Annotated in this window: 31 protein-coding genes; 16 read left to right on the top strand and 15 right to left on the bottom strand. The window is 36.2% G+C overall.

The window, feature by feature from the left end; genetic code table 11:
- Window positions 1-3 precede the first annotated feature (3 nt).
- The 3 genes from B0I22_RS13270 to B0I22_RS13265 are packed head-to-tail and all read right to left on the bottom strand — an operon-like array spanning window position 4 to window position 2,067.
- Entirely contained in the window at window positions 4-642 is a 639-nt protein-coding gene (locus B0I22_RS13270; RefSeq protein ID WP_133945661.1) for a GIN domain-containing protein, read from the bottom strand.
- Entirely contained in the window at window positions 620-781 is a 162-nt protein-coding gene (locus B0I22_RS16175) for a hypothetical protein (RefSeq protein WP_166668239.1), read from the bottom strand. The genes B0I22_RS13270 and B0I22_RS16175 overlap by 23 nt, the downstream gene beginning before the upstream one ends.
- 44 nt (window positions 782-825) lie before the next feature.
- Window positions 826-2,067, bottom strand: a complete 1,242-nt coding sequence (locus tag B0I22_RS13265; protein ID WP_133945659.1) for an efflux RND transporter periplasmic adaptor subunit — start codon at window positions 2,065-2,067, stop codon at window positions 826-828.
- Window positions 2,068-2,281: 214 nt separating this feature from the next.
- Between B0I22_RS13265 and B0I22_RS13260 the strand changes: the two genes are divergently transcribed.
- The 3 genes from B0I22_RS13260 (at window position 2,282) to B0I22_RS13250 (ending at window position 5,936) form a co-directional block, all read left to right on the top strand.
- Entirely contained in the window at window positions 2,282-3,625 is a 1,344-nt protein-coding gene (locus B0I22_RS13260) for a sigma-54-dependent transcriptional regulator (RefSeq protein WP_133945658.1), read from the top strand.
- Window positions 3,626-3,727: 102 nt separating this feature from the next.
- On the top strand, window positions 3,728-5,050 hold the full coding sequence (locus B0I22_RS13255) for a sensor histidine kinase (RefSeq protein ID WP_133945656.1): 1,323 nt from the start codon (window positions 3,728-3,730) through the stop codon (window positions 5,048-5,050).
- 46 nt (window positions 5,051-5,096) lie between these two features.
- Complete coding sequence (locus B0I22_RS13250) at window positions 5,097-5,936, top strand: restriction endonuclease (protein WP_133945655.1); 840 nt, start codon at window positions 5,097-5,099, stop codon at window positions 5,934-5,936.
- A 111-nt stretch (window positions 5,937-6,047) separates the two neighbouring features.
- Here the strand turns inward: B0I22_RS13250 and B0I22_RS13245 are convergent, their stop codons facing one another.
- Together B0I22_RS13245 and B0I22_RS16170 are read right to left on the bottom strand one after the other, a co-directional pair.
- On the bottom strand, window positions 6,048-6,587 hold the full coding sequence (locus B0I22_RS13245) for a DUF4136 domain-containing protein (RefSeq protein WP_133945653.1): 540 nt from the start codon (window positions 6,585-6,587) through the stop codon (window positions 6,048-6,050).
- Window positions 6,588-6,592: 5 nt separating this feature from the next.
- Window positions 6,593-6,769 carry a C1orf53 family protein gene (locus tag B0I22_RS16170; RefSeq protein ID WP_157966692.1) on the bottom strand — a complete coding sequence of 59 codons (177 nt, stop codon included), beginning with the start codon at window positions 6,767-6,769 and terminating at the stop codon, window positions 6,593-6,595.
- 231 nt (window positions 6,770-7,000) lie between these two features.
- Here B0I22_RS16170 and B0I22_RS13240 point away from each other — a divergent pair, with 231 nt between their 5' ends.
- The 7 genes from B0I22_RS13240 (at window position 7,001) to B0I22_RS13210 (ending at window position 14,807) form a co-directional block, all read left to right on the top strand.
- Window positions 7,001-7,327, top strand: coding sequence for a hypothetical protein (locus B0I22_RS13240; RefSeq protein ID WP_133946563.1), 327 nt, complete (start codon window positions 7,001-7,003; stop codon window positions 7,325-7,327).
- 168 nt (window positions 7,328-7,495) lie between these two features.
- Window positions 7,496-9,475 carry a KUP/HAK/KT family potassium transporter gene (locus B0I22_RS13235; RefSeq protein WP_133945651.1) on the top strand — a complete coding sequence of 660 codons (1,980 nt, stop codon included), beginning with the start codon at window positions 7,496-7,498 and terminating at the stop codon, window positions 9,473-9,475.
- Between the two features lie 28 nt (window positions 9,476-9,503).
- Window positions 9,504-9,983, top strand: coding sequence for a Fur family transcriptional regulator (locus B0I22_RS13230; RefSeq protein ID WP_133945650.1), 480 nt, complete (start codon window positions 9,504-9,506; stop codon window positions 9,981-9,983).
- Complete coding sequence (locus tag B0I22_RS13225) at window positions 9,983-11,728, top strand: OstA-like protein (RefSeq protein ID WP_133945649.1); 1,746 nt, start codon at window positions 9,983-9,985, stop codon at window positions 11,726-11,728. The genes B0I22_RS13230 and B0I22_RS13225 overlap by 1 nt, the downstream gene beginning before the upstream one ends.
- 247 nt (window positions 11,729-11,975) lie before the next feature.
- Window positions 11,976-13,154 (top strand): aspartate aminotransferase family protein, encoded by a 1,179-nt coding sequence (locus B0I22_RS13220; protein WP_133945648.1) that lies wholly within the window; start codon window positions 11,976-11,978, stop codon window positions 13,152-13,154.
- 399 nt (window positions 13,155-13,553) lie between these two features.
- Window positions 13,554-13,940 carry an START-like domain-containing protein gene (locus B0I22_RS13215; protein WP_133945647.1) on the top strand — a complete coding sequence of 129 codons (387 nt, stop codon included), beginning with the start codon at window positions 13,554-13,556 and terminating at the stop codon, window positions 13,938-13,940.
- Window positions 13,941-13,991: 51 nt separating this feature from the next.
- Window positions 13,992-14,807 carry an aminotransferase class IV gene (locus tag B0I22_RS13210; protein ID WP_133945646.1) on the top strand — a complete coding sequence of 272 codons (816 nt, stop codon included), beginning with the start codon at window positions 13,992-13,994 and terminating at the stop codon, window positions 14,805-14,807.
- 54 nt (window positions 14,808-14,861) lie between these two features.
- On the opposite strand, the gene B0I22_RS13205 is transcribed toward B0I22_RS13210, so the two are convergent.
- Together B0I22_RS13205 and pdxH are read right to left on the bottom strand one after the other, a co-directional pair.
- Window positions 14,862-15,443: an N-acetylmuramoyl-L-alanine amidase family protein gene (locus B0I22_RS13205; protein WP_133945645.1), complete on the bottom strand. Its 582-nt coding sequence runs from the start codon at window positions 15,441-15,443 to the stop codon at window positions 14,862-14,864.
- Window positions 15,444-15,531: 88 nt separating this feature from the next.
- Complete coding sequence (gene pdxH, locus B0I22_RS13200; RefSeq protein WP_133945644.1) at window positions 15,532-16,185, bottom strand: pyridoxamine 5'-phosphate oxidase; 654 nt, start codon at window positions 16,183-16,185, stop codon at window positions 15,532-15,534.
- Between the two features lie 213 nt (window positions 16,186-16,398).
- Between pdxH and B0I22_RS13195 the strand changes: the two genes are divergently transcribed.
- A complete protein-coding gene (locus B0I22_RS13195) occupies window positions 16,399-16,947 on the top strand; it encodes a YqgE/AlgH family protein (protein ID WP_133945642.1) in 549 nt (182 codons plus the stop codon).
- A 63-nt stretch (window positions 16,948-17,010) separates the two neighbouring features.
- Here the strand turns inward: B0I22_RS13195 and B0I22_RS13190 are convergent, their stop codons facing one another.
- The 4 genes from B0I22_RS13190 to B0I22_RS13175 all read right to left on the bottom strand — a co-directional run bounded on the left by B0I22_RS13190 (window position 17,011) and on the right by B0I22_RS13175 (window position 18,919).
- A complete protein-coding gene (locus B0I22_RS13190; RefSeq protein WP_133945641.1) occupies window positions 17,011-17,400 on the bottom strand; it encodes a DUF1398 domain-containing protein in 390 nt (129 codons plus the stop codon).
- Window positions 17,401-17,459: 59 nt separating this feature from the next.
- Window positions 17,460-17,954: a Smr/MutS family protein gene (locus tag B0I22_RS13185; protein ID WP_133945640.1), complete on the bottom strand. Its 495-nt coding sequence runs from the start codon at window positions 17,952-17,954 to the stop codon at window positions 17,460-17,462.
- A 148-nt stretch (window positions 17,955-18,102) separates the two neighbouring features.
- A complete protein-coding gene (locus B0I22_RS13180) occupies window positions 18,103-18,597 on the bottom strand; it encodes a metallophosphoesterase family protein (RefSeq protein ID WP_133945639.1) in 495 nt (164 codons plus the stop codon).
- A gap of 19 nt (window positions 18,598-18,616) precedes the next feature.
- Entirely contained in the window at window positions 18,617-18,919 is a 303-nt protein-coding gene (locus B0I22_RS13175) for a hypothetical protein (protein WP_133945637.1), read from the bottom strand.
- 80 nt (window positions 18,920-18,999) lie between these two features.
- On the opposite strand from B0I22_RS13175, the gene truA reads away from it, so the two are divergent.
- From truA to B0I22_RS13150, 5 genes are all read left to right on the top strand, one after another.
- The gene (gene truA / locus B0I22_RS13170; protein ID WP_133945635.1) at window positions 19,000-19,734 is read left to right on the top strand and encodes a tRNA pseudouridine(38-40) synthase TruA; all 735 of its coding nucleotides are present in this window, start codon (window positions 19,000-19,002) and stop codon (window positions 19,732-19,734) included.
- 95 nt (window positions 19,735-19,829) lie between these two features.
- On the top strand, window positions 19,830-21,578 hold the full coding sequence (locus tag B0I22_RS13165) for an ABC transporter ATP-binding protein (RefSeq protein WP_133945633.1): 1,749 nt from the start codon (window positions 19,830-19,832) through the stop codon (window positions 21,576-21,578).
- Between the two features lie 22 nt (window positions 21,579-21,600).
- Window positions 21,601-22,140, top strand: a complete 540-nt coding sequence (locus B0I22_RS13160; RefSeq protein ID WP_133945631.1) for a hypothetical protein — start codon at window positions 21,601-21,603, stop codon at window positions 22,138-22,140.
- 55 nt (window positions 22,141-22,195) lie between these two features.
- Complete coding sequence (locus B0I22_RS13155) at window positions 22,196-22,426, top strand: hypothetical protein (RefSeq protein WP_133945629.1); 231 nt, start codon at window positions 22,196-22,198, stop codon at window positions 22,424-22,426.
- Window positions 22,416-22,763 (top strand): type II toxin-antitoxin system RelE/ParE family toxin, encoded by a 348-nt coding sequence (locus tag B0I22_RS13150; protein WP_133945627.1) that lies wholly within the window; start codon window positions 22,416-22,418, stop codon window positions 22,761-22,763. The genes B0I22_RS13155 and B0I22_RS13150 overlap by 11 nt, the downstream gene beginning before the upstream one ends.
- On the opposite strand, the gene B0I22_RS13145 is transcribed toward B0I22_RS13150, so the two are convergent.
- The 4 genes from B0I22_RS13145 to hppD all read right to left on the bottom strand — a co-directional run bounded on the left by B0I22_RS13145 (window position 22,738) and on the right by hppD (window position 26,421).
- The gene (locus B0I22_RS13145) at window positions 22,738-22,983 is read right to left on the bottom strand and encodes a hypothetical protein (protein WP_133945626.1); all 246 of its coding nucleotides are present in this window, start codon (window positions 22,981-22,983) and stop codon (window positions 22,738-22,740) included. The two genes, B0I22_RS13150 and B0I22_RS13145, sit on opposite strands and share 26 nt — an antisense overlap.
- A gap of 34 nt (window positions 22,984-23,017) precedes the next feature.
- Complete coding sequence (locus B0I22_RS13140; RefSeq protein WP_133945624.1) at window positions 23,018-23,842, bottom strand: flavin reductase family protein; 825 nt, start codon at window positions 23,840-23,842, stop codon at window positions 23,018-23,020.
- 101 nt (window positions 23,843-23,943) lie between these two features.
- Complete coding sequence (fahA, locus tag B0I22_RS13135; RefSeq protein ID WP_133945622.1) at window positions 23,944-25,200, bottom strand: fumarylacetoacetase; 1,257 nt, start codon at window positions 25,198-25,200, stop codon at window positions 23,944-23,946.
- Between the two features lie 90 nt (window positions 25,201-25,290).
- Complete coding sequence (gene hppD / locus B0I22_RS13130; protein ID WP_133945620.1) at window positions 25,291-26,421, bottom strand: 4-hydroxyphenylpyruvate dioxygenase; 1,131 nt, start codon at window positions 26,419-26,421, stop codon at window positions 25,291-25,293.
- Between the last annotated feature and the right edge of the window lie 286 nt (window positions 26,422-26,707).

Genomic DNA, 26,707 nt, shown 5'->3' with positions numbered 1-26,707 from the left:
ATTTTAAATTGAATCGATTGTTCCACCGGAACTTCTGCTAGCAGAAAACCTGATTCCAGATAAAGTTTTATATCTGATTTCACCTAATGAACTTGCAGAAGCTGTCAACTCTTTGGAAATACTTAAAATAATTGATGATGTTGCTCTTGCAGTTGCTTTTGCGGTTTGAATATTCATATTTTTTGCATCCAAAGAACTTGCGCTGTCTACATTGATTTCCGCATTATCAGCAGAACCACTCATTTTCACAACACTAGCAGAATTAGCATTCACCTTCAGGTTTTTTGTATTGATTTTTCCTGAAAATCCGCCTGCACTATTTGTATTAATATTAACAGCCGAAGCTTTTGAATCTGCATAAATTTTCCCGCTTCCGTTACTTTCAAAAGTTTGTTCAGCATTTTCAAAAACACTTTTCAATTTTATAAAAGATGCGTTTCCAGCTTCTGCTTTTATAAGGTCTTTTGCGTACACAACCACTTTTGTATCGGCATTCTGAAGAGAAACATTCGGTTTATATTGCACATAAAGAGTTTTATTTTTCACTTCGATTTTAAGTTCTGACAAATGCGTACTTGTCGCAACCGCTTTTTCTTCGTCTGACTTTACAATTTCCACTTCAATCGCCTGAGAAGTTTTCACAGCATTGAAAAGAACTCAAATTAAAAGTTTTAGTTTCTGATTTCTGAATCACATTCGAAAAATCATTTCCTTTCAACGTTGTTGAAGTCACAAAAAGGCCGACAATCATTGTTATTAATAGTAATAATAGTTTTTGCATTGTTATATTTTTTTTAGTTTTATTTAATAATCAATCTCTGGCTGTTATTTTTGAATTTCAAGCATTTCGTATTTTTTCAATTCAGAATAATCTGAAGTAATCACAGATTCGCCTTGTTTCAGTCCAGAAGTCACTTCATAATAAAGAGGATTTTCTCTTCCCAAACTGATGTTTCGTTTTTCAGCTTTGTTATTTTTCACTACAAAAATCCATTTTCCGTTCGTGTCTTTGTAGAAATTACCTTTCGGAATCATCATACTTTGCGTATCGGCAGACAATTTCAGTTTCACTCCGAAAGTCATCCCAATTTTCAGGTTTTCGATTTTCGCATCAATGAAATTCAGTTCCACAGAAAACTGTCCGTCTTTCACTTCAGGAAGAATTTTCGTGATGATGACTTCATATTCTTTTCCGTTGTTGTCAAGCGTTCCTTTGATTCCGTTGGTTAATTTATTAATGTAATATTCATCGACTTTTGCAACCAACTTGTAACCGTCCATCAAATCGATTTTCCCGATGCTTTCTCCGCTTGTCAAATTTTGTCCGAGAGAAATATTGAATGACGACAATCTTCCCGAGGCCGGCGACATTATCAGGAAATTATTTTTGTTGGAACGAAGAATATTCAAGCTTTTTTCCATTTGATTAATGGAATTATTGATTGCTGAAAACTGAGAATTTCTAGAAAGTTTCTCATTCGAAGCTCCTTTTTCTACAATTTGTTTTCTGTCTTTTTGATAATTCAAATTCTGAAGTGCAATATCATAATCAGTTTTCTTTCCGATTTCCGCATCGTACAGTCTTTTTTGAAGATTAAAAGTCTGCAACGCAGTATTGTAATCATTTTGAGACTGAAGCAATTCCTTATCCAGATTGAATTCCTGATTTTTCAGTTCTAAAAGTGAACTTCTCATCTGGCTGATTTGTTGCATAATTCCCGTTTCCTGATTCAGATAATTGAATTCCGTATTCGGATTGTAAACTCTTGCGATTGGTTGTCCTTTCGTCAATATTTGTCCGTCTTCCGCAAAAATTTCTTTCACAGCACCACCTTCCAAAACATTCACAAGAGAAGAATTAAGAGATTGCGTCTGCGCAGTTACCATCAACATATCTTCGAATTTCCCATTGGTCACTTCATCAATCGTGATATCTTCCGACTTTACATTATAAGTTTTTTTCTGATTCAGGAAATACCATCCAAAAACAGAAACTGCCAATGCAGAAACAATGATAATTGATATTAATTTTAGTTTAGATTTCTTTTTTACTATTTTCGTATCCATATTTTAGATAACTAATTTGCTTACAGATAATTACACAATGCAAATGCCAGAGATTTATAATTCTGTAACGCTCTGAAAATGTGATTAAACTTCAATTTATTAATTTTAAAACTGTTCATTATCGAACACTTTTTGTGCGGAAACGGACAATTTTAGTTGATAGTTAATAGTTGTCAGGCTGAGCGGAGTCGAAGCCTTAATTTTAAATTCAAAAATGCGAAAAAAAGAAGCTCATATTTTAATTGTAGATGACGACGAGGATATTTTATTTTCGGCGAGAGTTTGGCTTAAGAAATTTTTTACAGAAGTCAGCTGTCTCAGCCAGCCGAAGAATATTCTGAAGTTTTTAGCGGAGCAACAAGTTGATACGGTTCTTCTCGATATGAATTTTCGGAAAGGTTTTGAGAGCGGGCAAGACGGATTGTATTGGATGAATGAAATCAAAACGTTGGAACCACAGCTTCCAATTATCCTGATGACCGCTTACGGCGAAGTAGAATTGGCGGTTGAAGCTTTAAAAAACGGCGCGTCAGATTTTATTCTGAAACCTTGGAATAACGAAAAATTATACGCTTCTGTGAATCTCGCCGTCGATATTTCCCGAAAAAACAAAAAACTGAATCAGTGGGAAAATATCAGCATCAAAACCAATCAATATCAATTAGAAACAAAATCTCCCGCGATGCAGGAAGTAATGGGTCAAATTGAACGAGTTGCCCCGACTGATGCAAATGTCTTGCTTTTGGGAGAAAACGGAACTGGAAAATATGTTTTAGCGGAACATATTCACGAATTGTCAGAAAGGAAAAATCAGCCATTTGTTCATATCGACTTAGGAAGTCTTTCTGAAAATCTTTTTGAATCCGAATTGTTCGGTTACAAGAAAGGAGCATTCACAGATGCGCATCAAGATTACGCAGGAAAAATCGAAAATGCAGAAAACGGAACTGTTTTCCTTGATGAAATAGGGAATCTTCCACTTCATCTTCAGACCAAATTATTGAGTTTGATTCAAAATAGAAAATTGTCTAGAATCGGGGAAAGCAAAGAAAGATTGTTGGATGTGAGATTTATTTTTGCGACCAATGAAAATCTTAAAAAAGGTGTTTCCGAAAATCGTTTCCGAAAAGATTTATATTATAGAATCAATACCGTTGAATTAAATATTCCGAGTCTGAGAGAACGTTTGGAAGATATTTCAAATTTAGCTGATTATTTTTTGGATAAATACAAACAGAAATATCATAAACCTGACTTGATTTTAAATGAAAATTTAATTTCGGAATTAACGCATTATTCCTGGCCGGGAAATATCCGCGAGCTAGACCATTGCATCGAAAGAAGCGTGATTCTTTCCAACGAAAAAAATCTTAAATTGCTGATGCCTCAAGATGAAGAATCCGAGAAAACAATTGTCAATTTGAACATTGAAGAAATGGAAGAAATCCTCATCAAAAAAGCTTTGAAAAAACACCGTGGAAATATTTCTTTAGCGGCGGAAGATTTGGGATTATCTCGAGCAGCGCTTTACAGAAGAATGGAAAAATTTAGTTTATAAAGCTGGGTGTTTGATGATGGATGTTTTTTATATTATATTTTAAAATAATTTCCGAATTGCAAGACATCAAACATCCTTCATCCAGCATCCAACAAAAATAAAATGAATAAACAAAAAATATTCTGGATTATATTTATTCTGCTGGCAATCGTCTGTGGGATTTTTGCATTTGATTTTTATTCTCAGAACAAGTGGATTAATTTCGCTTTGTTCACGATGATAACGATTGGATGCATCATTTTGGCGCAGACTTCCGCTTTATCTTATATTCAAAAAACGGAAAAATTACTTTTGGCGATTCAGAAAAAAGATTTTTCATTGTTTCCGAAAACCGAAGAAAACAGCTTGGTCGATAATGCTGTAAAACTCTATTATCAAAGCAAAGAAGAGCATCTTTCGTTGTCTTCGTACAAACTTTTGTATGAGGAAATCTTGAATCAATTAGAAATCGGATTGATGATTCTGTCAGAAAAAAATAATCAATGGGAAGTTTTTTATGTGAATCCAATTTTCTTGGAAATTCTTCAGATTCCAAAATATAATTCTTGGGATTTATACGAAGCTAAAACATCAGAATTTTATAAAATCATTGAGCAAACCAATTACGAAAACTCGCAGGAATTTTTCGATATTTCGATTAATGAAAATTTGAAACAATCCTTTTCTCTTCGAACAAAAAAAGTACAGAATGTGAAAAATCGTTTCTGCATCATCAGTTTGGAATCCGTTCAGAAAATCATTGAACAAAAAGAAAAACTGGCTTGGAATAATTTGATGAAAGTCATTTCTCACGAACTTCTGAATACTTTAACGCCGGTCAATAGCTTAATTCAAAATCTTGAATATATTGCCAATCAGGAAATTGTTGAAAAAGAAGACCAAGAAGAAATGAAGGAAAGTTTGATGATTATCAATTCAAAATCGAAACAATTACTGAATTTCGTGGATGATTATCGCCAAGTTGCCGAACTTCCAAAGCCGGTTTTCAAAACTATTTCTCTAACAAATATCGTGGAATCTGCGCTTAATTTCCTCAAACCGGAATTCGATAAAAATCAAATTAAAATTATCAATTCGTTAGAAAACCAAGTAATCTTTGCTGACCAGAAAATGATTGAAAGATGTCTGATTAATCTTTATCTGAACGCGATTTACGCAGTTGCAGACAATTATTCAGAAAGAATTATTAAAACTGAAATTAAAACCTTTAACAAACGAATTCTTTTAAGCGTAGAAGACAACGGAATTGGAATCTCAAATGAAATTAAGGACAAAATTTTCCTTCCATTCTTCACTACAAGAATCAGCGGTTCCGGAATTGGTTTAACTTTGAGCAAAAGCATTATTGAGGCGCATAAAGGTTATCTTAATTATAAACCTTTGGAAAAAGGAAGTAGATTTGAAATCTGGTTTGTAGAGCAATAAAGACACAAGAAAAAAGAGTAAAGAATAAAGACATAAAAGCACAATTATGAAAATCAAAAACAACGCTGGCGAAACGGTAGAATTTGAAATCTCGAAACTGGAAAACTCACTTAGGAATTCGGGAGCGGACGAACAGTCTGTGAGAAAAGTCTTGGAAACGGTTTTGCCGAAATGTTTTGAAGGCATCACAACCGGCGAATTGTACAGAATGGCTTTTGAGGAATTGAAGAAAATATCGAATTCTGTCGCGGCGCGGTACAGTTTGAAAAAAGCGTTGCTGGAATTGGGACCTGCAGGATTTTATTTTGAGCAATGGATTTCGAGAGTGTTTCAAAATATTGGTTACAAAACGGAAACCGGACAATTGATAAAAGGACATTCGGTAACGCACGAAGCAGATGTCATCGCTAAAAAAGATGAGAAAACTTATTGGGTAGAATGCAAATTCCGAAATGCGGAAGACACAAAAATATCCGTCACAACGCCGATGTACGTTTTGTCGAGAATCAAAGACATCTCTGGAATCGATTATAATTTATTTGAAACTCAAACCAAATTTACCGACGGTTGGCTGATTACGAATACTTATTTCACCAAGGATTCTGTGGCTTTTTCAGAATATTATGGACTGAGATTGCTGTCCTGGGATTTCCCGAAAAACAAGTCGATTAAAAATCTAGTTGACCAAAATGCGCTTTATCCAATCACTTGCCTCACGACTTTGGATGGAAAACAAAAGCAGAAATTATTGGAGAAAAAATGTGTTCTGGTAAAGGAATTATTCAATAACCAAAATTTGCTAGACGTTTTGAATCTTAATCAAAATAAAAAATCAGAAGTCTTGAAAGAAGCAAAAGAACTGATGATTACAAAAATATCAGAATAAAAAAACCGCTAATGATAGCGGTTTCTATGCTTCTCGCAGATTTTGTAAATTAGGCAGATTTTTGAAATATTCATCTGCGAAATCTGTAAAATCTGCGAGATATATTTAAAACTATTTCCCTTTCTGGGGCGGATAATTCGCCATTATCTCAGCCACAACTTGCGGGATTTGTTTTTGTTTAGACTTTGGAGAATCTACAGAAAGTCCGCTTCCGATTCCCTGCCAAACCAACTTTTGTGTTTTCGCATCCACGATGTCAATCACTATGGTTCCGCTGTTGTAATTGTTCGTCCAGGTATTTCCCATTCCGAAGCCACCGCCCCAGCCCCAAGGTCGTCCCCAACCCCAGCCCATTCCGCCTCCCATAGAAGTCGTAATGTCTTGAACTTTTTTGTGCGATGCTTTTACATTCACAATCAAATCCGGATTTTGACCAGAAGTTAAAGCTTTGGATTGCAATTGTTTAGACAATTCATTCAAAACTCTGTCTTTGTCGAGGTCATTCAGTTTCAAATCGTCTGTTCTCAGCAAATAAGTTTTATAATTCGCAAAATTTGCCGTGGCAGAATAATCTGATTTCACTTGGAAAGGGCTACAAGAAGTCACTCCCAAAGAAACCGCTGCTAGTAATATGAAGAAATATTTTTTCATTTTATTTAATTTTTTGATTTTTTAATAAATGTATCCGTCTTTTTATCATAGCCATACGGGCAATGTCTGCATCCACTTTTACAGCAATAGCCACGTTTCAGGTGGAATTTTTCTGTGAAAACCTTATAACCTTGCTCGTTATAATAAAAGTCCTCATTTTCTTTGATGTCATTTAGTTTCATAAGTTAAAAAACTGTACCAAAATATTTATCTTTGATAGATTAATAAGTTAAATTTTTATGGCAACTATTTCCGCCTTCCACTCCCGCTATTTTTTGCCATCGCTAAATTCCAGCCACAAAAAAATGAGCTCCGTTCAAGTCGGGTTGCAGATTCGCTGTTCCAAATATCATTTTAAAACAACAAATGAACATTTAAAATCTAACTTCTAAATATCTCACATCTAAACAATGATTATCATCGTCTGTCAAAGATTACTCAAAAATACTAAAATTTCGGGGATTACACTTTTCCCGTTTATTTTGCTGAAGAAAAAAGAATACAGACAAAACAAGATTCTCATCAATCACGAAAAAATCCACATTCGTCAGCAATTGGAATTGCTCATCATTCCATTTTACATTTGGTACTTGTCAGAATATTATATCAAATATTTAAAATACAAAAATCCAGAACGCGCTTACCGCAATATCAGCTTTGAAAGAGAAGCTTATGACAATGACCAAAACTTAAACTATCTCAAAAAAAGAAAATTCTGGAGTTTCATCAAATATTTGTAAAATTTAAAGTTAATCAGACTTTCAGAAACAAATTAACCAACTGATTATCAATTCAATAATTTTAAAACCCAAAATATTTCAGCTTCCTATATTACATTTTCATTAAAAAAAATTTTCAGATTGTAAAATAATCTAAATTTGCAAAATTATTTTTTAGAATAATTAATTATGTCGCAAGATAGTAGTGGTCATTTTGACCTGAAAAAACTTTCCGCAGTTGGCGTTTTAGTTTCATTAGGAATCGTTTTCGGAGACATCGGAACATCGCCGTTGTACGTAATGAAAGCCATCATCAACGCTGGAAAAGCTGGCGGCATTATCTCCGAAGAATATATTGAAGGTGCATTGTCTTGCATCATTTGGACCCTGACTTTGCAGACGACTATCAAATATGTTATCATCGCGCTTAAAGCTGATAACAAAGGCGAAGGCGGCATACTTTCTCTGTACTCTCTCGTCAAACGATTTAAGAAAAAGTGGCTCTACATTATTGCAATCATTGGTGCGGCAACTCTCGTGGCAGACAGCATCATCACCCCATCTATGACTGTGATTTCTGCCATAGAAGGTCTGGAACTCGTAATGCATAAACCGCCGATTGTCCCGATAACATTGGTTATTTTGGTCATCATCTTTTTCGTTCAGCAGTTTGGAACCAGTTTCATTGGTAAATTTTTCGGACCAATTATGGTCATTTGGTTTTTGGTTTTAGGAGGTTTCGGATTGGTTCATTTGATAGATCACCCGATGGTCTTGAAGGCTTTCAATCCTTATTACGCAGTCAAATTAATCTACAATTCTCCAAGTGCGATTGTGATTTTGGGCGCCGTTTTTCTTTGTACGACTGGTGCAGAAGCCTTATATTCTGATCTTGGACATTGCGGCATCAAGAATATCCGAGTGAGTTGGATTTTCGTAAAAATAATGCTGATTCTGAACTACTTAGGACAAGGCGCTTGGCTTCTTAATAATTACAATGAAGTGTTCCAAGGAAAGAATCCTTTCTTCGGAATTATGCCTGAATGGTTTATTATCCCAGCCGTGGTTCTCGCAACAATGGCAGCAATCATCGCCAGTCAAGCGGTAATTACAGGCGCTTTTACGATGTTTTCCGAAGCAATGTCACTCAACTTTTGGCCAAATCAGGAAATCGAATATCCATCGGGAATCAAAGGTCAAATGTATATTCCTAAAATCAACTGGGGATTATTGTTACTTTGTTTTGTAGTGGTTTTATTCTTCAAAGAATCAAGTAAAATGGAGGCCGCTTACGGACTTTCCATCACTGTAACGATGCTGATGACAACGATTCTTTTGATTTTCTGGTTCCTAAAATCACGAACTAAAAAAGTCTTTATCGGAATTTTCGCCGTTATTTATATTAGTATCGAAGGAGGATTTTTCAGTGCCAATATCATCAAATTTATGGATGGCGGTTGGATGTCTGTTCTTCTTGCCGGCTTCATCGGAATCTGTATGTACGCTTGGTACAATGGTAGAATCATCAAGACAACATTTATCAAATTTGTAAAACTTGAGAAATATATTTCGACCATCAAGGATATGAAACTGGATGAGACGATTCCAAAATACGCGACCAATCTTGCCTTCATCAGCCGTGCAAAAAGAGAAGACGAAGTGGAATCGAAGATTATTTATTCAATTATCAGAGCTCAGCCTAAAAGAGCGGATCATTATTTCATTTTAAATATCGTCAATCAAGAAGATCCTTATAGTTTCAAATACAATGTAGAAGAAGTTTTGCCTGGAACGATTTACAAAATCAGTTTTCTTTTAGGATTTAAACGAGACAGAAGAATCAATGATTATTTCCAGCAAGTATTGACAGATATGATGGAAGAAGGCACCATCCCAGCCAGAAGTTCCCATCCGTCTTTGCGTGCTCACAATATTCCGCCGGATCTTAAATTTGTGATTATTGATAATGTTTATATCAATGATTTCTTATTGACAATTCGAGATAAGATTATTCTTAATATCTACAATTTTGTGAAGAAATTAGGAAGTAATGATTTCACTGCATACGGTGTTGCCAGCCACAATGTGGTGGTGGAATCTGCACCACTACTCGATCAGAAAATCAAAACTGAGAAGATAGAAAGACTCGAAGGCAAGCATTTTGATTAATCAGAAAAAAAATCGCTAATTTTGTAAGATGGATACGAAACAAAAAGAGTTGAATATCGCAACTATAAAAGATGTTCTAAGACAATACCTTATGGATAAAGGTTTCCGGAACACGCCGGAACGCTACACCATTTTGGAAGAAATCTACAATATGGAACATCACTTCAACGTGGACGATCTCTATCTTCTGATGATGCAGAAAAAATACCACGTGAGCAAGGCTACAATCTACAACACAATTGAGATTTTCCTGGATGCAGGCTTGATCAGAAAGCACCAGTTCGGAGAAAAAACATTGAGTACATCTTCTTACGAGAAATCTTATTTTGATAAGCAACACGATCATTTGGTGATTTACAAACAAGATTCTGACAAAGAAATCGAAGAGATTATCGAGTTTTGCGATCCAAGAATCCAAGGCATCAAAGACTCTATCGAGAAGGCATTTGGCGTGAGTATTGATACGCACTCTCTGTATTTTTACGGACACAAGAAGTCTGAAAATTAATGAAGAAATCCTTTTTTCTAATTCTATTTTTCATTGTTATCAAACTATTTGGACAGGTAACGCCTACCCAAAATCCCGGTTTGGTAAAAGATCCTTTTTTTAATAATCCAAATCCTAAGAAAGAAGCTTCGAAGAAAGTTCAGCACAAGCATTCTGATAATTTTGGAGTCAAAGCGGACAAATACGAAGGCAATCCTGTTTTTTCTGGAAATGTGATGTTCGAGCAGCAAGGTTCTATTCTCACAGCAGACGAAGTGGTTTTTTATCAAAAAGAAAACTTCCTGAAAGCTATCGGAAATGTGGTTCTCACCACGACCGACGGAAGCAAAATCACTGCAGAAGAAATGGAATACGATGGCAACACAGAACGTGGAATTGCCAAAAGAAACGTCGTGCTTACCGATCCAAAGCAAACCATCAAAACAGAAACACTTTATTACGACAAAATCCCAAACACCGCTTATTTCAACACCGGCGGAACGATTTATAGCAATGACGGAAGCGTGATGTACACCAAAACAGCGACCTATCATCTCAATACTAAAATGATCGATTTCATTGGACGTTCCAATATCGAAACTGATAAATACACCATTGTCAGCGATAATATCAAAACCAATCAAAACACCGGCGTTTCAGACTTCTTTGGTCCAACAACCATTCGAGCCAAAGACAATCCAAGAAATTACGTTTACACAGAATTAGGAACGCATAATTCCAAAACCAACGAATCTTTCCTCAACAAAAATTCCAGAATCCATTACAACGAAAAAGTTCTGACGGGTGACAAACTTTACTTCAACAGAAATACAGGCTTTGGAAAAGGAACCGGAAATGTGACCTTAGACGATCCAAAAGAAAAACGCTACATCAAAGGTGGTTACGGCGAAATCTACGAGAAAAAAGATTCTGCAATGGTGACGGACAAACCTTATTTGGTCAAGGTTCTCAGCAAAGATTCCGTCTATATGTCGGCGGACAAATTCCTGAGTTTTCAAAAACCAGATTCGGCAAACGCACTCAAGAAAAAAAGCTTCGTGAGAGCTTTCAGAAAAGTAAGAATTTTCAAACCCAATATGCAAGGCCGCGCAGATTCTCTTAGTTTCAACGAGACCGATGGCGAGATGCACCTGATGCGCAAACCAATGCTTTGGATGGGTGCAAAACAAATCACTGGCGACGAAATCCGAATCTACAGCGATCCCGAAAAAGAGATTACAGATTCCATCCGCGTTTTGGGCAACGCATTCGCAATCAGCAAAGCAGATTCTTTGAATTTGAAAGATGAATTCAATCAAATCAAAAGCAAGAATATGATTGTTTATCTCAAGGATAATTCGATTGACATTGCAAAAGCTGTCGGCAATGCACAAGCCATCACTTATGCTGATGACACCAATGAAAAAACGAAAGAAGTCACCAGAATTGGCGTGGCGCTTTCCACTTGCGGAGAGATTGTAGCGCATTTCATAGAACGCCGCTTGGAGCAGGTCGATTGCAATGTAGGAGCCAATTCCGACATCTATCCGATGAGTAAAGTTTCAAAAGACGAACGTTTTTTCAAGGATTTCAATTGGAATACCAAAGATCGGCCTCAGAAATGGGGCGATATTTTCCTCGACACACCCAACTATCCCGAAATCGTTTACGAATCAGATAATTCTCTCTTCGAACGAGCCGATGCTGAACGCAAGAAGCTCGAAGAAAAGAACAAGCCGAAAACGCCAACTCGCGTGAAGAAGTAATTTTATTAGGGCGCCTCATCCGCCTTCCACTCCCGCTATTTTTTTGCCTGTGCTTTTCCAGCCACAAAAAAATGAGCTACGTTCAAGTCGGGGCGCGCTTCGCAGAGGTGAAACATTTGTCATTTCAAAGAACATAACTTCAAAATTTCGGAACTTTGTAATGAATTAAGAAGAGCATTTCTTACTGAAAATCAATGGATGCAAAATCCCATTTCTAAAATCTAATTTCTAACATCTATTAAAAAAAATGAAACAAGATTTCTTTCAATACCAAGCCCAAACAACTCCGTACGCTGCAGGTTTCGAAGTAGAAAAAGCAGAAGGAAGCTACATCTACGGAAAAAACGGAAAAGCTTATCTCGACTTTGTAGCCGGCGTTTCTGCAAATACTTTGGGACATTCGCATCCCAAGGTTGTGAACGCTATCAAAGAACAAGCAGACAAATACCTTCACGTGATGGTTTATGGCGAATACGCACAGGAAAAACCGGTTGAGCTTTGCAGACTTTTGGCACAATCCACACCAGAACCTTTGGAAGTGACCTATCTCGTAAACTCCGGTGCAGAAGCTATTGACGGAAGTTTGAAATTGGCAAAGCGTTACACGGGAAGAGAAGAAATCATCGCGTTCAAAGAAGCTTATCACGGGAACACGCACGGCGCACTTTCGGTTGCAGGAAACGAAGTTCACAAACGAGAATTCCGTCCGTTGTTGCCAATGGTCAATTTCATCGAGTTCAATAACGAGAATGATTTTGATAAAATCACAGAGAAAACGGCTTGTGTGATTGTAGAAACCATCCAAGGTGCGGCAGGATTTATCATGCCAAAAGACAATTACTTTATTCAGCTGAAAAAGCGTTGTGAGGAAGTTGGTGCTTTGTTGATTCTTGATGAGATTCAGCCGGGTTTTGGACGTACAGGAAAATTATTTGCGTTCGAACATTTTGGGATTGTTCCCGATATTCTTGTAATGGGAAAAGGAATGGGCGGCGGCGTTCCGGTGGGTGCTTTTATGAGTTCCAGAGAAATTATGACCAGCCTTTCACATTCGCCGAAGTTGGGACACATTACGACTTTTGGTGGAAATCCGTTGATTGCTGCCGCTTCTCTTGCAACGTTGAAAGAAGTTTTGGAAAGTGGATTGATGGAGGAAACTGATAAAAAAGAAAAACTCTTCCGAGAATTGCTCGTTCATCCAAAAATCAAAAATGTGAACGGAAAAGGTTTGATGTTGGCTGTAAATCTTGGAAATCCAGAATATACTTTGAAAGTCGCTTCCAGATGTATGGAAAAAGGATTGATTGTGTTTTGGCAACTTTATCGAAATGAATATATGAGAATCTCCCCGCCTTTGACCATCTCGGAAGATGAAATCCGGAAAGGTTGCGCGATTATTTTAGAAGCTTTGAATGAAGTGGAATAAATATTTGAATAAGATTAAGAAACCAGCATTTCAGTGCTTCGCACCTACTTTGATGATTAGCTTAATTTCCTACCAACATTACGCAGCTTCGCCGCTTTTTGAAACGACAAATCTTATTTTATATTGAATCTGCAGCCCGGCTTGAGTGGAAATCCTTTTTTGTGGCTGGAAAAGCGTGGGCAAAAAGATTGGGAACGGAAGACGGAATAGCTGCCATAAAAAATAAAACCCAGCTTCAAAAGCGATCGCAATTATTCTAAAAATTAGTATTAATCATCTGTATCAAATCGGCTAATAAAAATCATACATTATTTCTATAAAAATTTTGTATTTCCATAGACATTTTGATTTGGAAATAAGAAATTAATTTATATATTGCGCCACAATTAGAATTAGAATATGGCGAAAACGAAAGTGCAGTATGAATACAATATGCATTGTCTCTCGGAGATTTTGTATGAGTATTTGGCAAGTGCAGAAGGATTATCAGAATGGTTTGCAGACGACGTTGTAGAGCGTGGTGACGATTTCTTTTTTAGCTGGGGCGGTGGTCCTGCTGAAAGGGCTACACTGATACGTTATAAGCCGGAAAGTTTTGTAAGATTCCGTTGGGAAGAGGACGAAGGAACCAAATATTTCTTCGAACTTTCTATCGTGATTGATGAAATTACAGACGACCTTTCTCTGAACATCACCGACTTCTGCGAGGATGGCGATGAAGAAGAAAACCAACTCTATTGGGAAAACTTGATAGAAAATCTACAGATAAAATTAGGCGCCGCTTAAAACAAATGGATGAACGATTTTTGATCGTTCATTATTTTTTTAAATACCACAATGCAGAAGATAGTTTACACACAAGACAATTTACAACTACTGAACCGTTCATTCCTATTTGGAGATTCGGTTTGGGTTTCATTTTTTATAAGAAACGGTCAAATCATAATGGCTGAGGAATCTTATTTTTTCCTAATGGCTTCGATGAGGAAAATGAGATTAAACATTCCGTTGACTTATACTTTAGAATTTTTCCAGGATTTGTTTCAAAAAGAAGTCTTGGACCAAGGTATTCTGAACGGAATTATCCAACTAATGACTTACAGAATCCAAGATGAGAAGGCTTTGTCAAAATCCGAAACAGCGTTCTTTTTCGAAGTGGATGAGATGGAAGATATTCTTAAAATCCAAGGAAATGTGGAGCTGGATTTGATTAAGGAAATCAATGTGAATGCTAATCTTTTGAGTAATATCCGCGTGCATTCTCCGGAAAATATCTATGCGCAAATCTATGCGAGAGAAAATGATTTGGACGATGTGATTCTCCTCAATCCAAACAAGAAGATTGCAAGAAGTATCTTCGGAAATCTTTTGTTCCTGCAAGACAACGTGATCAAAATCCCGAAACAGACGGAAGGCGCGTACATCTCGCCACTGATGGAAAACTTTGTCACTTTCATCCATAAAAACAAACTGGCTGAAATAGAAGAAGCAGAAATCATCGCATTCGAATCTCAAAAGGCAGAAGAAATCCTGAGAATTTCTGACGAAAAAGGTGTCCATTCAGTTTCCAAAATCAGAAATAAGACTTTTGAAAATACACGTTTTTCAGAAATGGTAGAAAAATGGAGTGAGTCTTTCAATCCTTCTTTATAAAAAACAAAATCCAGCAGATGCTGGATTTTTTATTGATTGAACTTTAAAATTCAATTAGTTTTCATTGATGAAACTTAGGATTTTCTCAGCCGTTTCAGTTTGTCCTTTTTCGCTGGCAAGATAGCTTCTCTCATTAGGATTGTTGATGAATCCCAGATCCAGCAAAATGGTTGGCGTTTTAGATTCTCTTAAAATATGCAGATTTGCTGTTTTTTGCACCGTATTTTGGAACTTTTCAGAAAATTTACTTGCCAATTTTTTCGAAGCCTCATTTTCTTGCGAGTAAACTTCCATTCCGCTTCTCTCTACCGTTTCTTTGATTGAATTGTTAACGTGCAAAGAAATAGCATAGTCCGGTTTCAATTCATTGATTTTACCTGTTCTATCCGTCAATGACGGGTAACTGTCATCGTCTCTTGTCAGGATGATTTCGATATTTTTATTTTGGTTTAATGCTTTGATTTTCTTGGCGATATTGAGGACTATTTCTTTTTCATAAATCCCGTGTCGGTTCGCTCCCAAATCTGTTCCGCCGTGACCTGCGTCTATGACCACAACTTTTTTCTCTTTTAAAAAACTGAAAGACAGCAAAATACCAAGCGAAAGAACACTTGCGATTTTAAGTAGATTTTTCATAATTAATTTTGTTTATAATGGTTAATAAAACAAAGAACGAGAAAACAAACCAAAATATAAGTTAAGGATTTTATAAAAAATGTTAATCTTACGGCGCCAATCTGGATATTTTCCAATCAAAATCCGCGGTCAAAGTGTAAATAATTCTGTCGTGAAGACGATTGGGTCTGCCTTGCCAAAATTCGATTTCGTAAGGTTTTGCGATGTAGCCACCCCAATTTTTCGGTCTTGGGATTTCTTTGTTTTCGAATTCGGATTCCAAATCTTTCAGTTTATTTTCGAGGAAACTGCGATCGGGGATTTCCTGACTTTGCGGTGAAACCATTGCACCCAACTGGCTTCCTTTCGGTCGAGAGTGGAAATAACCATCGCTAAGATTTTCCGCAATCCTTTCCACATTGGCTTTGATGATAATTTGGCGTTCCAGACTTGGCCAGAAAAAATGCAGACAAGCTTTCTGGGTTTTCTCCAATGATTTTCCTTTTCGGCTTTCGTAATTGGTATAAAAAATAAAACCTTCCCAATTATAGGATTTTAGCAAAACCATTCTTGTTCTGGGACAGCCGTCATCTTCAACTGTTGAGATTGCCATTGCGTTGGCTTCGGACACTTGGGGATTTTCTTCGGCGTCCAGAAACCAGTTCCGGAATTGCTCGATTGGATTTTCCTTGATTTCGGTTTCTATGAGTTGGGACTTGTCATAGATTTTTCTTTTATCGTGGAGGTTTTCTGACTGATTCATTTGTTTCTGAATTCTAAAATGATGACTTAGGTTGATTTGATAAACAATATTTCTTTTTTGCGAAGCGCGCCTCGACCTGAGTGGATCCCGATGCGAAATCGGGAGGGAACAGTGGGTGGAAAAAGGCGCCCAAATAGTTTTAGTTTTGGTAATTTTAACTTAAATTTTCCTTTAATTCTTTTTCAAAAAAAATATTTTTTTTAGCTTTGATAGATGAATTACTCTTACAAAGGTAAAATTTTAATATCAACGCCGGATGTGTCGGGCGATATATTTTCCCGTTCGGTTGTTCTGATTGTGGATCATAATGAGAACGGCGCTTTTGGCCTCATCTTGAATAAAAAAAATCAAAACATCAGCTCCCGACTGATGAATGCTTTCGGCTTTCCGGTGGAACTCTACGAGGGTGGCCCAGTGGAAAATGAAAGAATCTACTTCATCCTAAAAGGCGAAAAAATAACGCCAGAATTTATCGAAATCAACCACGAATTCTATCTTACGGAAGATATTGATTCTGTGATTTCTGCAGTTGTAAATCAAGAAATAAGCGTGGCGGATCTCAAGGTTTTTTCTGGCTATTCTGGCTGGTCTGCCTTGCAACTGGAAGGTGAATTGCAACGAAAACTGTGGACGATTGTGGATGTCTATAATCTGGATTACACGCTTCCGAATGACCAGAATCTTTGGAAAAATATTATGCAAAATCTGGGAGGCGAGTTTCTGCTTTGGGCGAATGCGCCGGAGGATGTTTCTCTCAATTAGACTGGGAGATGATAGAAAAAAGATGAAAGACTTTCTGTAAATGTTTAAAATAAAAAATCCCAATTAGATTGGGATTTGTTCTTCGAAAATATTGGTTCCGTCTTCTGTGTAGTAGGTGCAGGTTTTTGCATCGAGATCTACTATCCATTTATAAATTCCGCTGTCGGCGCAATCTTTACAAAACTGGAAGAAGTCGGTTCCGCCTTGTTGATGAATTCGTAAATCGGATAAGAATTTTTCCGGATTTGGAATGCCGTAAATCAATAATGGCGCATATTGCAGTGGCGCAGAAACTTTGTAATCATCTTTTCCTAAATAATTGGTAGAACCATCTTCCACGAAAGTTTCCAGACTTCTAACGCCCAATTCTCTGATTGTTTTTGCAAATTGCGGAAATCCTTTTCCGCTTTCTACGTTGGAATGCGCATCTTGAATTTGTTGTAGTGTAAACATTTTATGCTTTTTTTGTTTTAATTTGATAATCTTGAGTCAAGTTTCCTGCCGAAGCAAAATTAAATAAATTTGACTTCTACTTTACCAGATTCGTGATAGAAAAATCCGTGCTCGTCGTATTCGATATTCGAGAAGCCTTCCAAAACATCATAGACCATTTTCTGCAAAACACCGTCGCCGATTCCGTGGATGATTTCGAGGTTTTTGATGTGATTTTTCCGACAAAAATCTATCGTTTCCAATAGTTTTTCCTTTTGAATCATTAATCTCTCGAATGCGTCATAATCAGACGGATTTCTAACCAAAGATTGAAAATGAAGATCTAATTTTAATGGGTTCTTGTTGTGCTTTTTGGAAACGTTTTTGGAGGTTTCATTTTTTTTGATAACAGGAGAATTCTCATACAAACCAGAATCAATAATTGTTAATTGATCTTTTGAAAAATTATATGTAAAACCGTGCTCGTCCTCAATCTTCACCTGATTGGCAATGATTTTCAAAATAATTCCTTTCAAATCGTCATCTATGACAGAAACTTTGTCTCCTATTTTCATTCTTAATTATAATTGATAAATGATGATTGATAAATGATTAAAAATTCTCAAACTTCATAGGAATAAATTCTTATGCTTAAATATCTGTCGGCCCTTTGGGACTTTCTATATAATCTGTTTTAATCTATAATGCTCAAAATCTCCCACTCTACTTGCTTCCCAATTCTATCACTTCCAAATCTTTGATTTCTTCTTTATCAATGTTGAATCGCATCATCGTTCTCACTTTGTGCCAGCCGACTTTTCCGCAAGCGCCTGGATTGAGATGTAACAAATTGTTTCTTTTGTCATACATTGCTTTCAGGATATGTGAGTGTCCAGAAATAAATAATTTCGGTTTCTTTTTCACAATTTCTTCCTTTGCCAAAGCAGAATATCGTTCCGGATAACCACCGATATGAATCATCAAAACATCCACTTCTTCACATTTGAAACTCAAAACTTCTGGGAAAATGGTTCTGATTTTAGCTTCATCGATATTTCCGTAAACACCACGGATTGGTTTTATTTTTTCTAATTCTTCAATCACCTTCATATTCCCAAAATCGCCGCAATGCCAAACTTCATCGGCGTCTTTTGCATAATCGAGAATTCGATCATCGATGTAAGAATGTGTGTCTGACAGCAGGAGAATACGTTTCATTTTGAATTTAGATTAATTATTAAAGCTGAAAAGTAATTCCATATTTTGAAAAATACCAGATTGCTACAGCCAACGAAATTCCCATTAATAATAAAATCATCAGAAGCCAAAAAGCCAAACTCTTAATTCCCTTTTTGTACAAAATCACAAATGTCGATTGCAAAATAATAAAAAGGATCAGCAAAACCACGACGTTGACAACAATCTGCGTTTGCGATGATCCTTGACTGAATAGAAAAACTGAAACCAAAACAAAAATGATGACCATTAGCTTAATAAATTCTGCAGGATTGGAAAGTTTGTTGGTGTTCAGACGTTTCATTTTAATGATTTTGGAAATGCGAAATTACGAATTAAGATTTTCTTTATAATTAAAAAAAAATCAGGAAATTTACAGCCGAAATGAGATATTTTATAGAGTTTTCTTACAACGGTTCGGCATATTTTGGTTATCAGATTCAGCCCAACCAAATTTCTGTGCAGGAGGAATTGGAAAAAGCCTTGTCAATGATTCTGCGAGAGCCCATAAAAACAACGGGAGCAGGAAGAACTGACACTGGCGTGCACGCCAAAAAGATGTTTGCACATTTTGAAACTGAGCAAAAGCTGGATGAAAATTTGGTCTATAAACTCAATTCTTTTTTATCAGAAAACATTTCCATCAAACAAATTTTTGAAGTTCCAGCCGATATGCACGCGAGATTCAGTGCGACTTTCAGAACCTATGAATATTATATTTCGTTAGAAAAAGATCCATTTTCCAAAGATTCTTCCTGGCAATATTGGCGTCAAAAACCATTGAACATCGATGCTATGAACGAAGCCTGCAAAATCCTTTTCGAATATGATGACTTCACAAGTTTTGCCAAACTCCACACCGACAACAAAACCAACATTTGCAAAATCTACACAGCAGAATGGGAACAGTTTGAAAATCAATTGAAATTCACAATTTCGGCAGATCGATTTCTGAGAAATATGGTAAGAGCAATCGTTGGAACAATGGTTGAAATCGGGACTGAAAAATTACAACCAAACGACTTGCGAAAGATCATCGAAGACAAATACCGAAATTCAGCGGGCGTCTCTGCACCTGCGCAAGGTCTTTTTTTGGTGGATGTTGGCTATGAGTTTTAATTTATATTTAAGTTTTCAAATTAAGATTTAAATTTTTAAAACCTTATTTTTGCAAAGATTTTTTCAACACTGGAAAATCTTCGGAATCTAAAAAAATGAAGAAACAAACGACCTGGGACATTGTAAAACGACTATTTCTGATTGGGATGAAATTCCGGTCTTGGTTTATTTTCACATTGATTATCTCCATCGTTTTGGCAATGATTTCCACCTACAGGCCCTATCTTTCGATGCAAATTGTGGATAATGACATCATCAAATTCCGCGACAAAAGTTCTTTGATGAAGCATATTTATCTCTTCATTGGGCTGGTAGTTTCGGAAACGGTTCTCAACTTTTTCTTGGTTTATTTCTCCAATTTCATTTCACAGAATGTGATTAGAGACATTAGAGAAAGATTGTATCACAAACTCATCTATTTCCGAACTGCATTTTTTGACAAAACGCCGATTGGAAGTCTCGTAACAAGAGCAGTTGGCGATGTAGAAACGATTGCCACAGTTTACACAGACGGATTTCTGATGGTTTTTGGAGACATTTTGAGAATCGCTTTTGTCCTCTTTATGATGTTCCAAGTGGACACGCATCTGAGTATGATTTCTTTGGCAATTCTTCCGATAATGGTTGTCATCACAAGGATTTTTCAGAAAAAACTGAAAACGGCTTTTGGACAGGAAAGAAGTTGGACTTCCACCCAGAACAGTTTTGTGCAGGAACGTTTGGCAGGAATGCCTTTGATTCAGGTTTTCAACCGACAAGAAGCGGAGTTTTCGAAGTTTGATAAAATTAATATTGAATTGAAGAAAGCTTTGTTGAGAACGGTTTTCATCTTTTCGTTATTCTTTCCGGTGGTTGAATTGATTTCTTCACTTTTTATTGGATTTATTCTATTTTATGGTGGTTTTATTAAATCTACGCCCGGTGTAATCATTGCTTTTATTCAGTTTATTAATATGCTGATTCGTCCGTTGAGACAGATTGCGGATAGGTTTAATAATATTCAGAGAGGAATTGTAGGCGCGGAGAGGGTTCTCGGCGTGATGGATGAAGACCAAGCGATGCCAAATAACGGAACAATTGCACGAGACCATTTCGATGGAAAGATTGAATTCCAGAATGTTCATTTTGCTTATGACGAGAAACAATTGGTTTTGAAAGGCATTGATTTCAAAGTGAATTCTGGAGAAACTGTAGCAATCGTTGGAGCAACCGGCGCAGGAAAATCTACGATTATCAGTTTGATTACCAGACTTTATGATATTAATTCCGGAAAAATAATGTTGGATGATGTTGATATTCGGGATTATGAATTGTATAATTTGCGAAGTCATATCGGCGTTGTTCTTCAGGACGTTTTTCTTTTCCACGGCAGTATTTTTGAAAACCTGACTTTGGGCGACGAAAGCATTACTTTGGAACAAGTAAAAAAAGCTTCGAAAGAAATAGGCGTTGACGAATTTATTGAAAGTTTACCAAACGGATATGATTATGTGGTGAGCGAAAGAGGCTCTTCCATTTCCCTTGGACAGAGACAATTGTTGTCATTTTTGAGAGCTTATCTTTCTGACCCGAAAATTTTAATTCTTGATGAAGCGACCTCATCCATCGACCACGAAAGTGAAAAATTAATCCAAAGAGCGACAGAAAAAATCACGAAAAACAGAACATCAATTCTCATCGCGCACCGACTTTCGACCATTGAAAAAGCAGACAAAATCATCGTGATGGACCACGGATTGATTGTAGAAGAAGGAACGCATCAGGAATTGCTTGTGAAAAATGGGTATTACTCTTTGCTTTACAGGGCTCAGGTGGTTTCGCCGGATGGAGATGCGGTGATTTAGAAAAAATAATTAACTTTATTTGATGAAATATTACACTTATTGGTCAATACTTGATTCTCCAAGTTCCACATCTTCTAGTTCTGTTTCGCTAGTTATTTTTATCATTTCATTTTTCCTTTTTTTATCAATTCTTAAATTTAAAAAATCAGATTTTGAAAAAAAGTTTTATTTATTCATAGTAAGTCCATTTGTAATTATATCATTTTCAGGCTACGTTTATTTAAAGTTTTTCTCAGAAGACAATACAGAGAAAAGACTAACTAAATTACTTAATTCTGATAGAGTTCAAAAAGTTGAAGGAGAAATTTCAAACTTTAAGAGAATAGTCGCATATCCTAGAAGTGGAAAAACTACTGTCGAAAAATTTAATGTTGATTCTATCCAATTTAATTATTTGGACAATGCTTTATATGAATTCAACCATTTTGGAGGAAATCATTCCAATACTTTTTATGATGGATTAAAAGTGAAAATTACGTATATTAAAGGAAATAATAATAACGAGATTCAAAAAATTGAAATTGCTGAAAATCAACAACTCTCACGAAAGAATATAAATTAATAGTTATAATTTTCTTTAAAAATAAATTTGTAATTTTGATTAAAACATATTGAAAATGAATATCGAAACGAGAAAAATAGAATTTGTTCAAGCTTTTCTAAATCTTCAAAGTGAGGAATTAATCTCTCAATTCGAGAAGCTTTTGAAAAAAAACAAACAGTCTGAGAAAGAATTAAAACCTTTTACAGTTGAAGAACTTCACGAAAGAATCGCAAAATCTGAGGATGATTTTGAAAATGGAAGATTCAAAACAACTGAAGAACTTCTTTCTAAATATGGCTTATAAAATCGTTTGGTCAGAATTTTCTGAACAACAAATTGATGAAATTTTTCTTTATTATCAAGAAAAATCTAAAAGCTATAATGTTGCTCAAAAAATCATTACCAAAATTCTTTTAGCCCCTGATAGATTAATCAACAATCCTAGAATTGGGCAAAAGGAACTCTCTTTAATGTATAAAAACATTGACTACCATTATATTGTCGAATCTAATTACAAAATAATATATTCAATAAATGACGATGATTTTCAAATAAAAATTGTCGACATCTTCGACACACGCCAAAATCCCACAAAAATTGAAAGAGAAAGTAGAATTAATCTTTCACAATCCTACTCCTAAAACTCAACATTCCAGAAACAACAATCAGGCAAATCACAATGATGATTTTCGAAACTAACAATTCCTGACAAAGATTTCTCCCAGAAATCAGCGAAATGCAATCTTTCATATTCTCAGTTTCATATGTCAAACTGACCTGGATGTTGACAACGGCAAAAACCGACATCACAATTACCAAAATCAGAAGGCTGATGATGGTTTGATACACCGATTTTTTCATAGTTTAATTGATGGTTTTTAGTTTTTAATGGCTATCAGTCAGATTTTAAAACATTCCACGCATTTTCGATTTCATTGTTTTTTAAAAAGTTCTGAGCTAATAAATGTACATCTTTTTCTGATGAAAAAGGACCATTTGGTAAAATTTCCACATTCGCCAACATTCCCAAATCGTTGCCTGTAAAAATGTCGCTTTGTTTGATTTCGTCAGGAAGCTTGTCGTAACCGATTCCTTTCGTCACTAATGGTTTAGGAACTTCGAAGATATTGTTTTCATTATTTCTGGAATAGAAATTACTCCCCAATCTCGCTACCAAATCCAATTGTTTCTGGTCTAGATTTCCGGCTTCATCCAGATATTTTTCATTGATATGAATTTTCACAATTTCTGCAATCACGAGATTTCCTGCGCCTCCAAGTTCTCCTAAACTTTTAATTTCAAGAACTTTGCATTCGAAATTGACGGGAGATTCTGCAATCAAAGGTGGTTTTACAATGTCTGCAGGTTGCATTGTTAAACCTGATTTAATAAATTCATTCACGCCATCTTCATATTCGGTACTCGCCAAGGAAACCTGCTGAACCATCTCGAAATTCACATTTCCAATGACCAATTCTGGAACTTCTTTCAGATTTTCCAAAGTATGTTTGGTCGTATTATCACGAACTCTTCTGGAAGGCGAAATTATCACAATCGGTGGAACCGTGCTGAACATATTGAAAAAACTGAAAGGCGAAAGATTGATTTCTCCTTCTGCATTTATTGTACTTGCTAAAGCAATTGGTCTCGGCGCAATCGCTGTTTGCATTACTTGTTGTAATTGAACTGCTGAAATATCGGATGGGATGATTGTTTTCATTTTTTTTCTTTAAAATATTTTTAACCACTAAGCTCACAATGATTTTTCACAAAGACCACAAGGAGAAAAAAAATTTGTGAACTTTGTGAAAACCTTTGTGTCTATTTTGGTAAAATAGCCGGCAAAATCTTCCCAGAAACTTCCCCAAACCCAACTCGGATGCCGTCTTTTTCTGACCACGCTTTCATCGTAATCGTATCGCCGTCTTCTATAAATTTTCTTTCGATTCCGTTTTTGAGTTGCAATGGTTTTGTGCCTTTCCAAGACAATTCCAGCATCGAACCGTACGATTTTTTATCTTCTCCAGAAATTGTTCCGCTGGCATAAACATCACCAACTTCCACATTGCAACCATTCACGGTATGATGCGCCAATTGCTGGAACATATTCCAGTACATAAATTTGTAATTGCTTTGCGAAATCAGATTTTCTTCGGAGTTTTCTGGTTTCAAATAAACTTCGAGATTGATGTCATAATTTTTATCTCCTTCAAATTTCAGATAATCTAAAACTTCTGGTTCTTGCTTTGGAGATTCTGTTTTGAATGGTTTCAAAGCTTCCAAAGTTACAATCCAAGGCGAAATAGAAGAGCCAAAATTCTTACCTAAAAATGGACCAAGCGGAACATATTCCCAACTTTGAATGTCTCTTGCCGACCAATCATTGAAAATCATCATTCCGAAAATCGCATCTTCTGCCTCAGCCACAGAAATCCTATCGCCCAAATCTGTATTTTTATTCACCACAAAAGCCATTTCCAATTCGAAATCGAGTTGTTTTGACGCGCTGAAAATCGGTTTGTCTGCATCTGGTGGTTTGATTTGTCCGCAAGGTCTGATGATATCGATTCCTGATAAAACAATGGAAGACGCGCGACCGTGATAACCAACCGGCAAATGTTTCCAGTTTGGAAGAAGTGCATTGGCTGGGTCGCGGAACATCATTCCGACGTTGGTGGCGTGTTGGATACTGCTGTAAAAATCGGTGTAATTTGGGATGTGCAAAGGCATCATCATTTGGATTTCGTCGAGATTGTAGAAGCAGTCTGTAATCGTTCGTTCGTCTTTTGAAAGAAGTGAATCTTCCAGTAGAAGCTGTTGGATTTTTTCTCTGACTTTATTGGTAACAGGTTTTCCAAGTTCAATAAATTCGTTGATGGTGTAGGCTTCGAAAACATTTTCGTCCATTTCGGTGATTTCTTCAAAATAACCAAGGTCGTACAAGGTTGCCAAATCGATGACGATATCGCCAATTCTTGTTGCGCAGGCAATAAATTCTTTGTTAAAAACACAAACACCAAACGGAATATTGTGAATGGAAAAGTCTGAATCTGAGGAATATTCTATGAATGATTTCATTATATAGAAGTTAGAGTTTAGATGTTAGAATTTAGACAAAAAATTAAAGCATTAAAAATAATGCTTTAATTCTATAGTGAATGATTTGGTTTATAAATTGCCACGTTTTTCCTGTTCTTTTTCCAAGGCTTCGAAAAGGGCTTTGAAGTTTCCGGCTCCGAAACTCTGAGCGCCGTGTCTCTCGATGATTTCGTAGAACAAAGTTGGTCTGTCTTCGACTGGTTTTGTAAAAATTTGAAGTAGATAACCTTCCTCATCACAATCCACCAAAATTCCCAAACTTTGAAGTTTCTTAATGTCTTCATCGATGTTCCCCACTCTATCCGGAATCATTTCGTAATAGGCTTCTGGCGGTGGCGAAAGGAATTCTATCCCACGACTTTTCAGTTCTGTAACAGTTTTGACAATATCTTTTGTCGCAACGGCAATATGCTGTACGCCTTCGCCTTCGTAGAAATCCAGATATTCCTCCACCTGAGATTTTCTTTGACCTTCGGCTGGTTCATTGATTGGGAACTTGGCAAATCCGTTTCCGTTGGACATTACTTTTGACATTAAAGCGGAATATTCTGTATTGATTTGTTTGTCGTCAAACGAAAGAATGTTGACAAATCCCATCACTTTTTCGTACCACTCAACCGTTGGAATCATCCTGTCCCAGCCAACATTTCCTACGCAATGGTCCACGTACAGAAGTCCAACATCGGACGGATTGTAGTCGCTTTTCCAAGGTTCGTAGCCTGGCATAAATGCTCCATTGTAATTTTTACGTTCCACGAACATATGAACTGTTTCGCCATAAGTGTAGATTCCGGACATCTTCACTTCTCCGAATTCGTCGGTCAAAGTTTGAGGCTCCAGATATGGTTTCCCGCCACGTTTTGTGGTTTCTTCAAAGGCTTTCTCGGCATCATCTACCCAAAGTGCCAAAATCTTGACACCATCGCCGTGTTTTTTCTGATGTTCACAAATTGAAGAATCCGACTTGAGTCCCGAAGTCAATACCAATCTGATTTTTCCTTGCTGAAGAACGTAAGACGCTCTATCTCTGACGCCAGTTTCCGGACCAGCATAAGCTACGGACTGAAAACCGAATGCGGTTTTGTAAAAATGGGCCGCCTGCTTGGCATTTCCTACATAAAACTCTAAATAATCTGTTCCGTTGATGGGGAGAAAATTCTCGGCTTGTGCGATTTTCTCGGCAAAAGTGAGTGTTGACATTTTACTTTTTACTTTTATATCTGTTGATGCCAAGATAAGAATTTTTTGGGAATAAACTAACATCTGTTAGTTTTTAGTTTTAAAATGCAAACTACATTAATTAAAAATGTTAACTTTACACTAATTAACTAAATTTAAGCATTATTTGTTAAAATAATTATCTTTTGTTAATTATTAATTTAATAAAAACAGAAAATATATAAAGAAAACACAATAAGTAGTTTTAAGTATTTTTAAGTTTAAGTTTTATGGATTTGTAGTGTTACATTTGTTATAGAAAAATTCA

This window comes from Epilithonimonas xixisoli (assembly GCF_004365655.1).
Lineage (GTDB): Bacteria > Bacteroidota > Bacteroidia > Flavobacteriales > Weeksellaceae > Epilithonimonas > Epilithonimonas xixisoli.
Note: the sequence above shows the minus strand (reverse complement) of the source record. Positions and strands in the feature narration are given on the sequence as shown.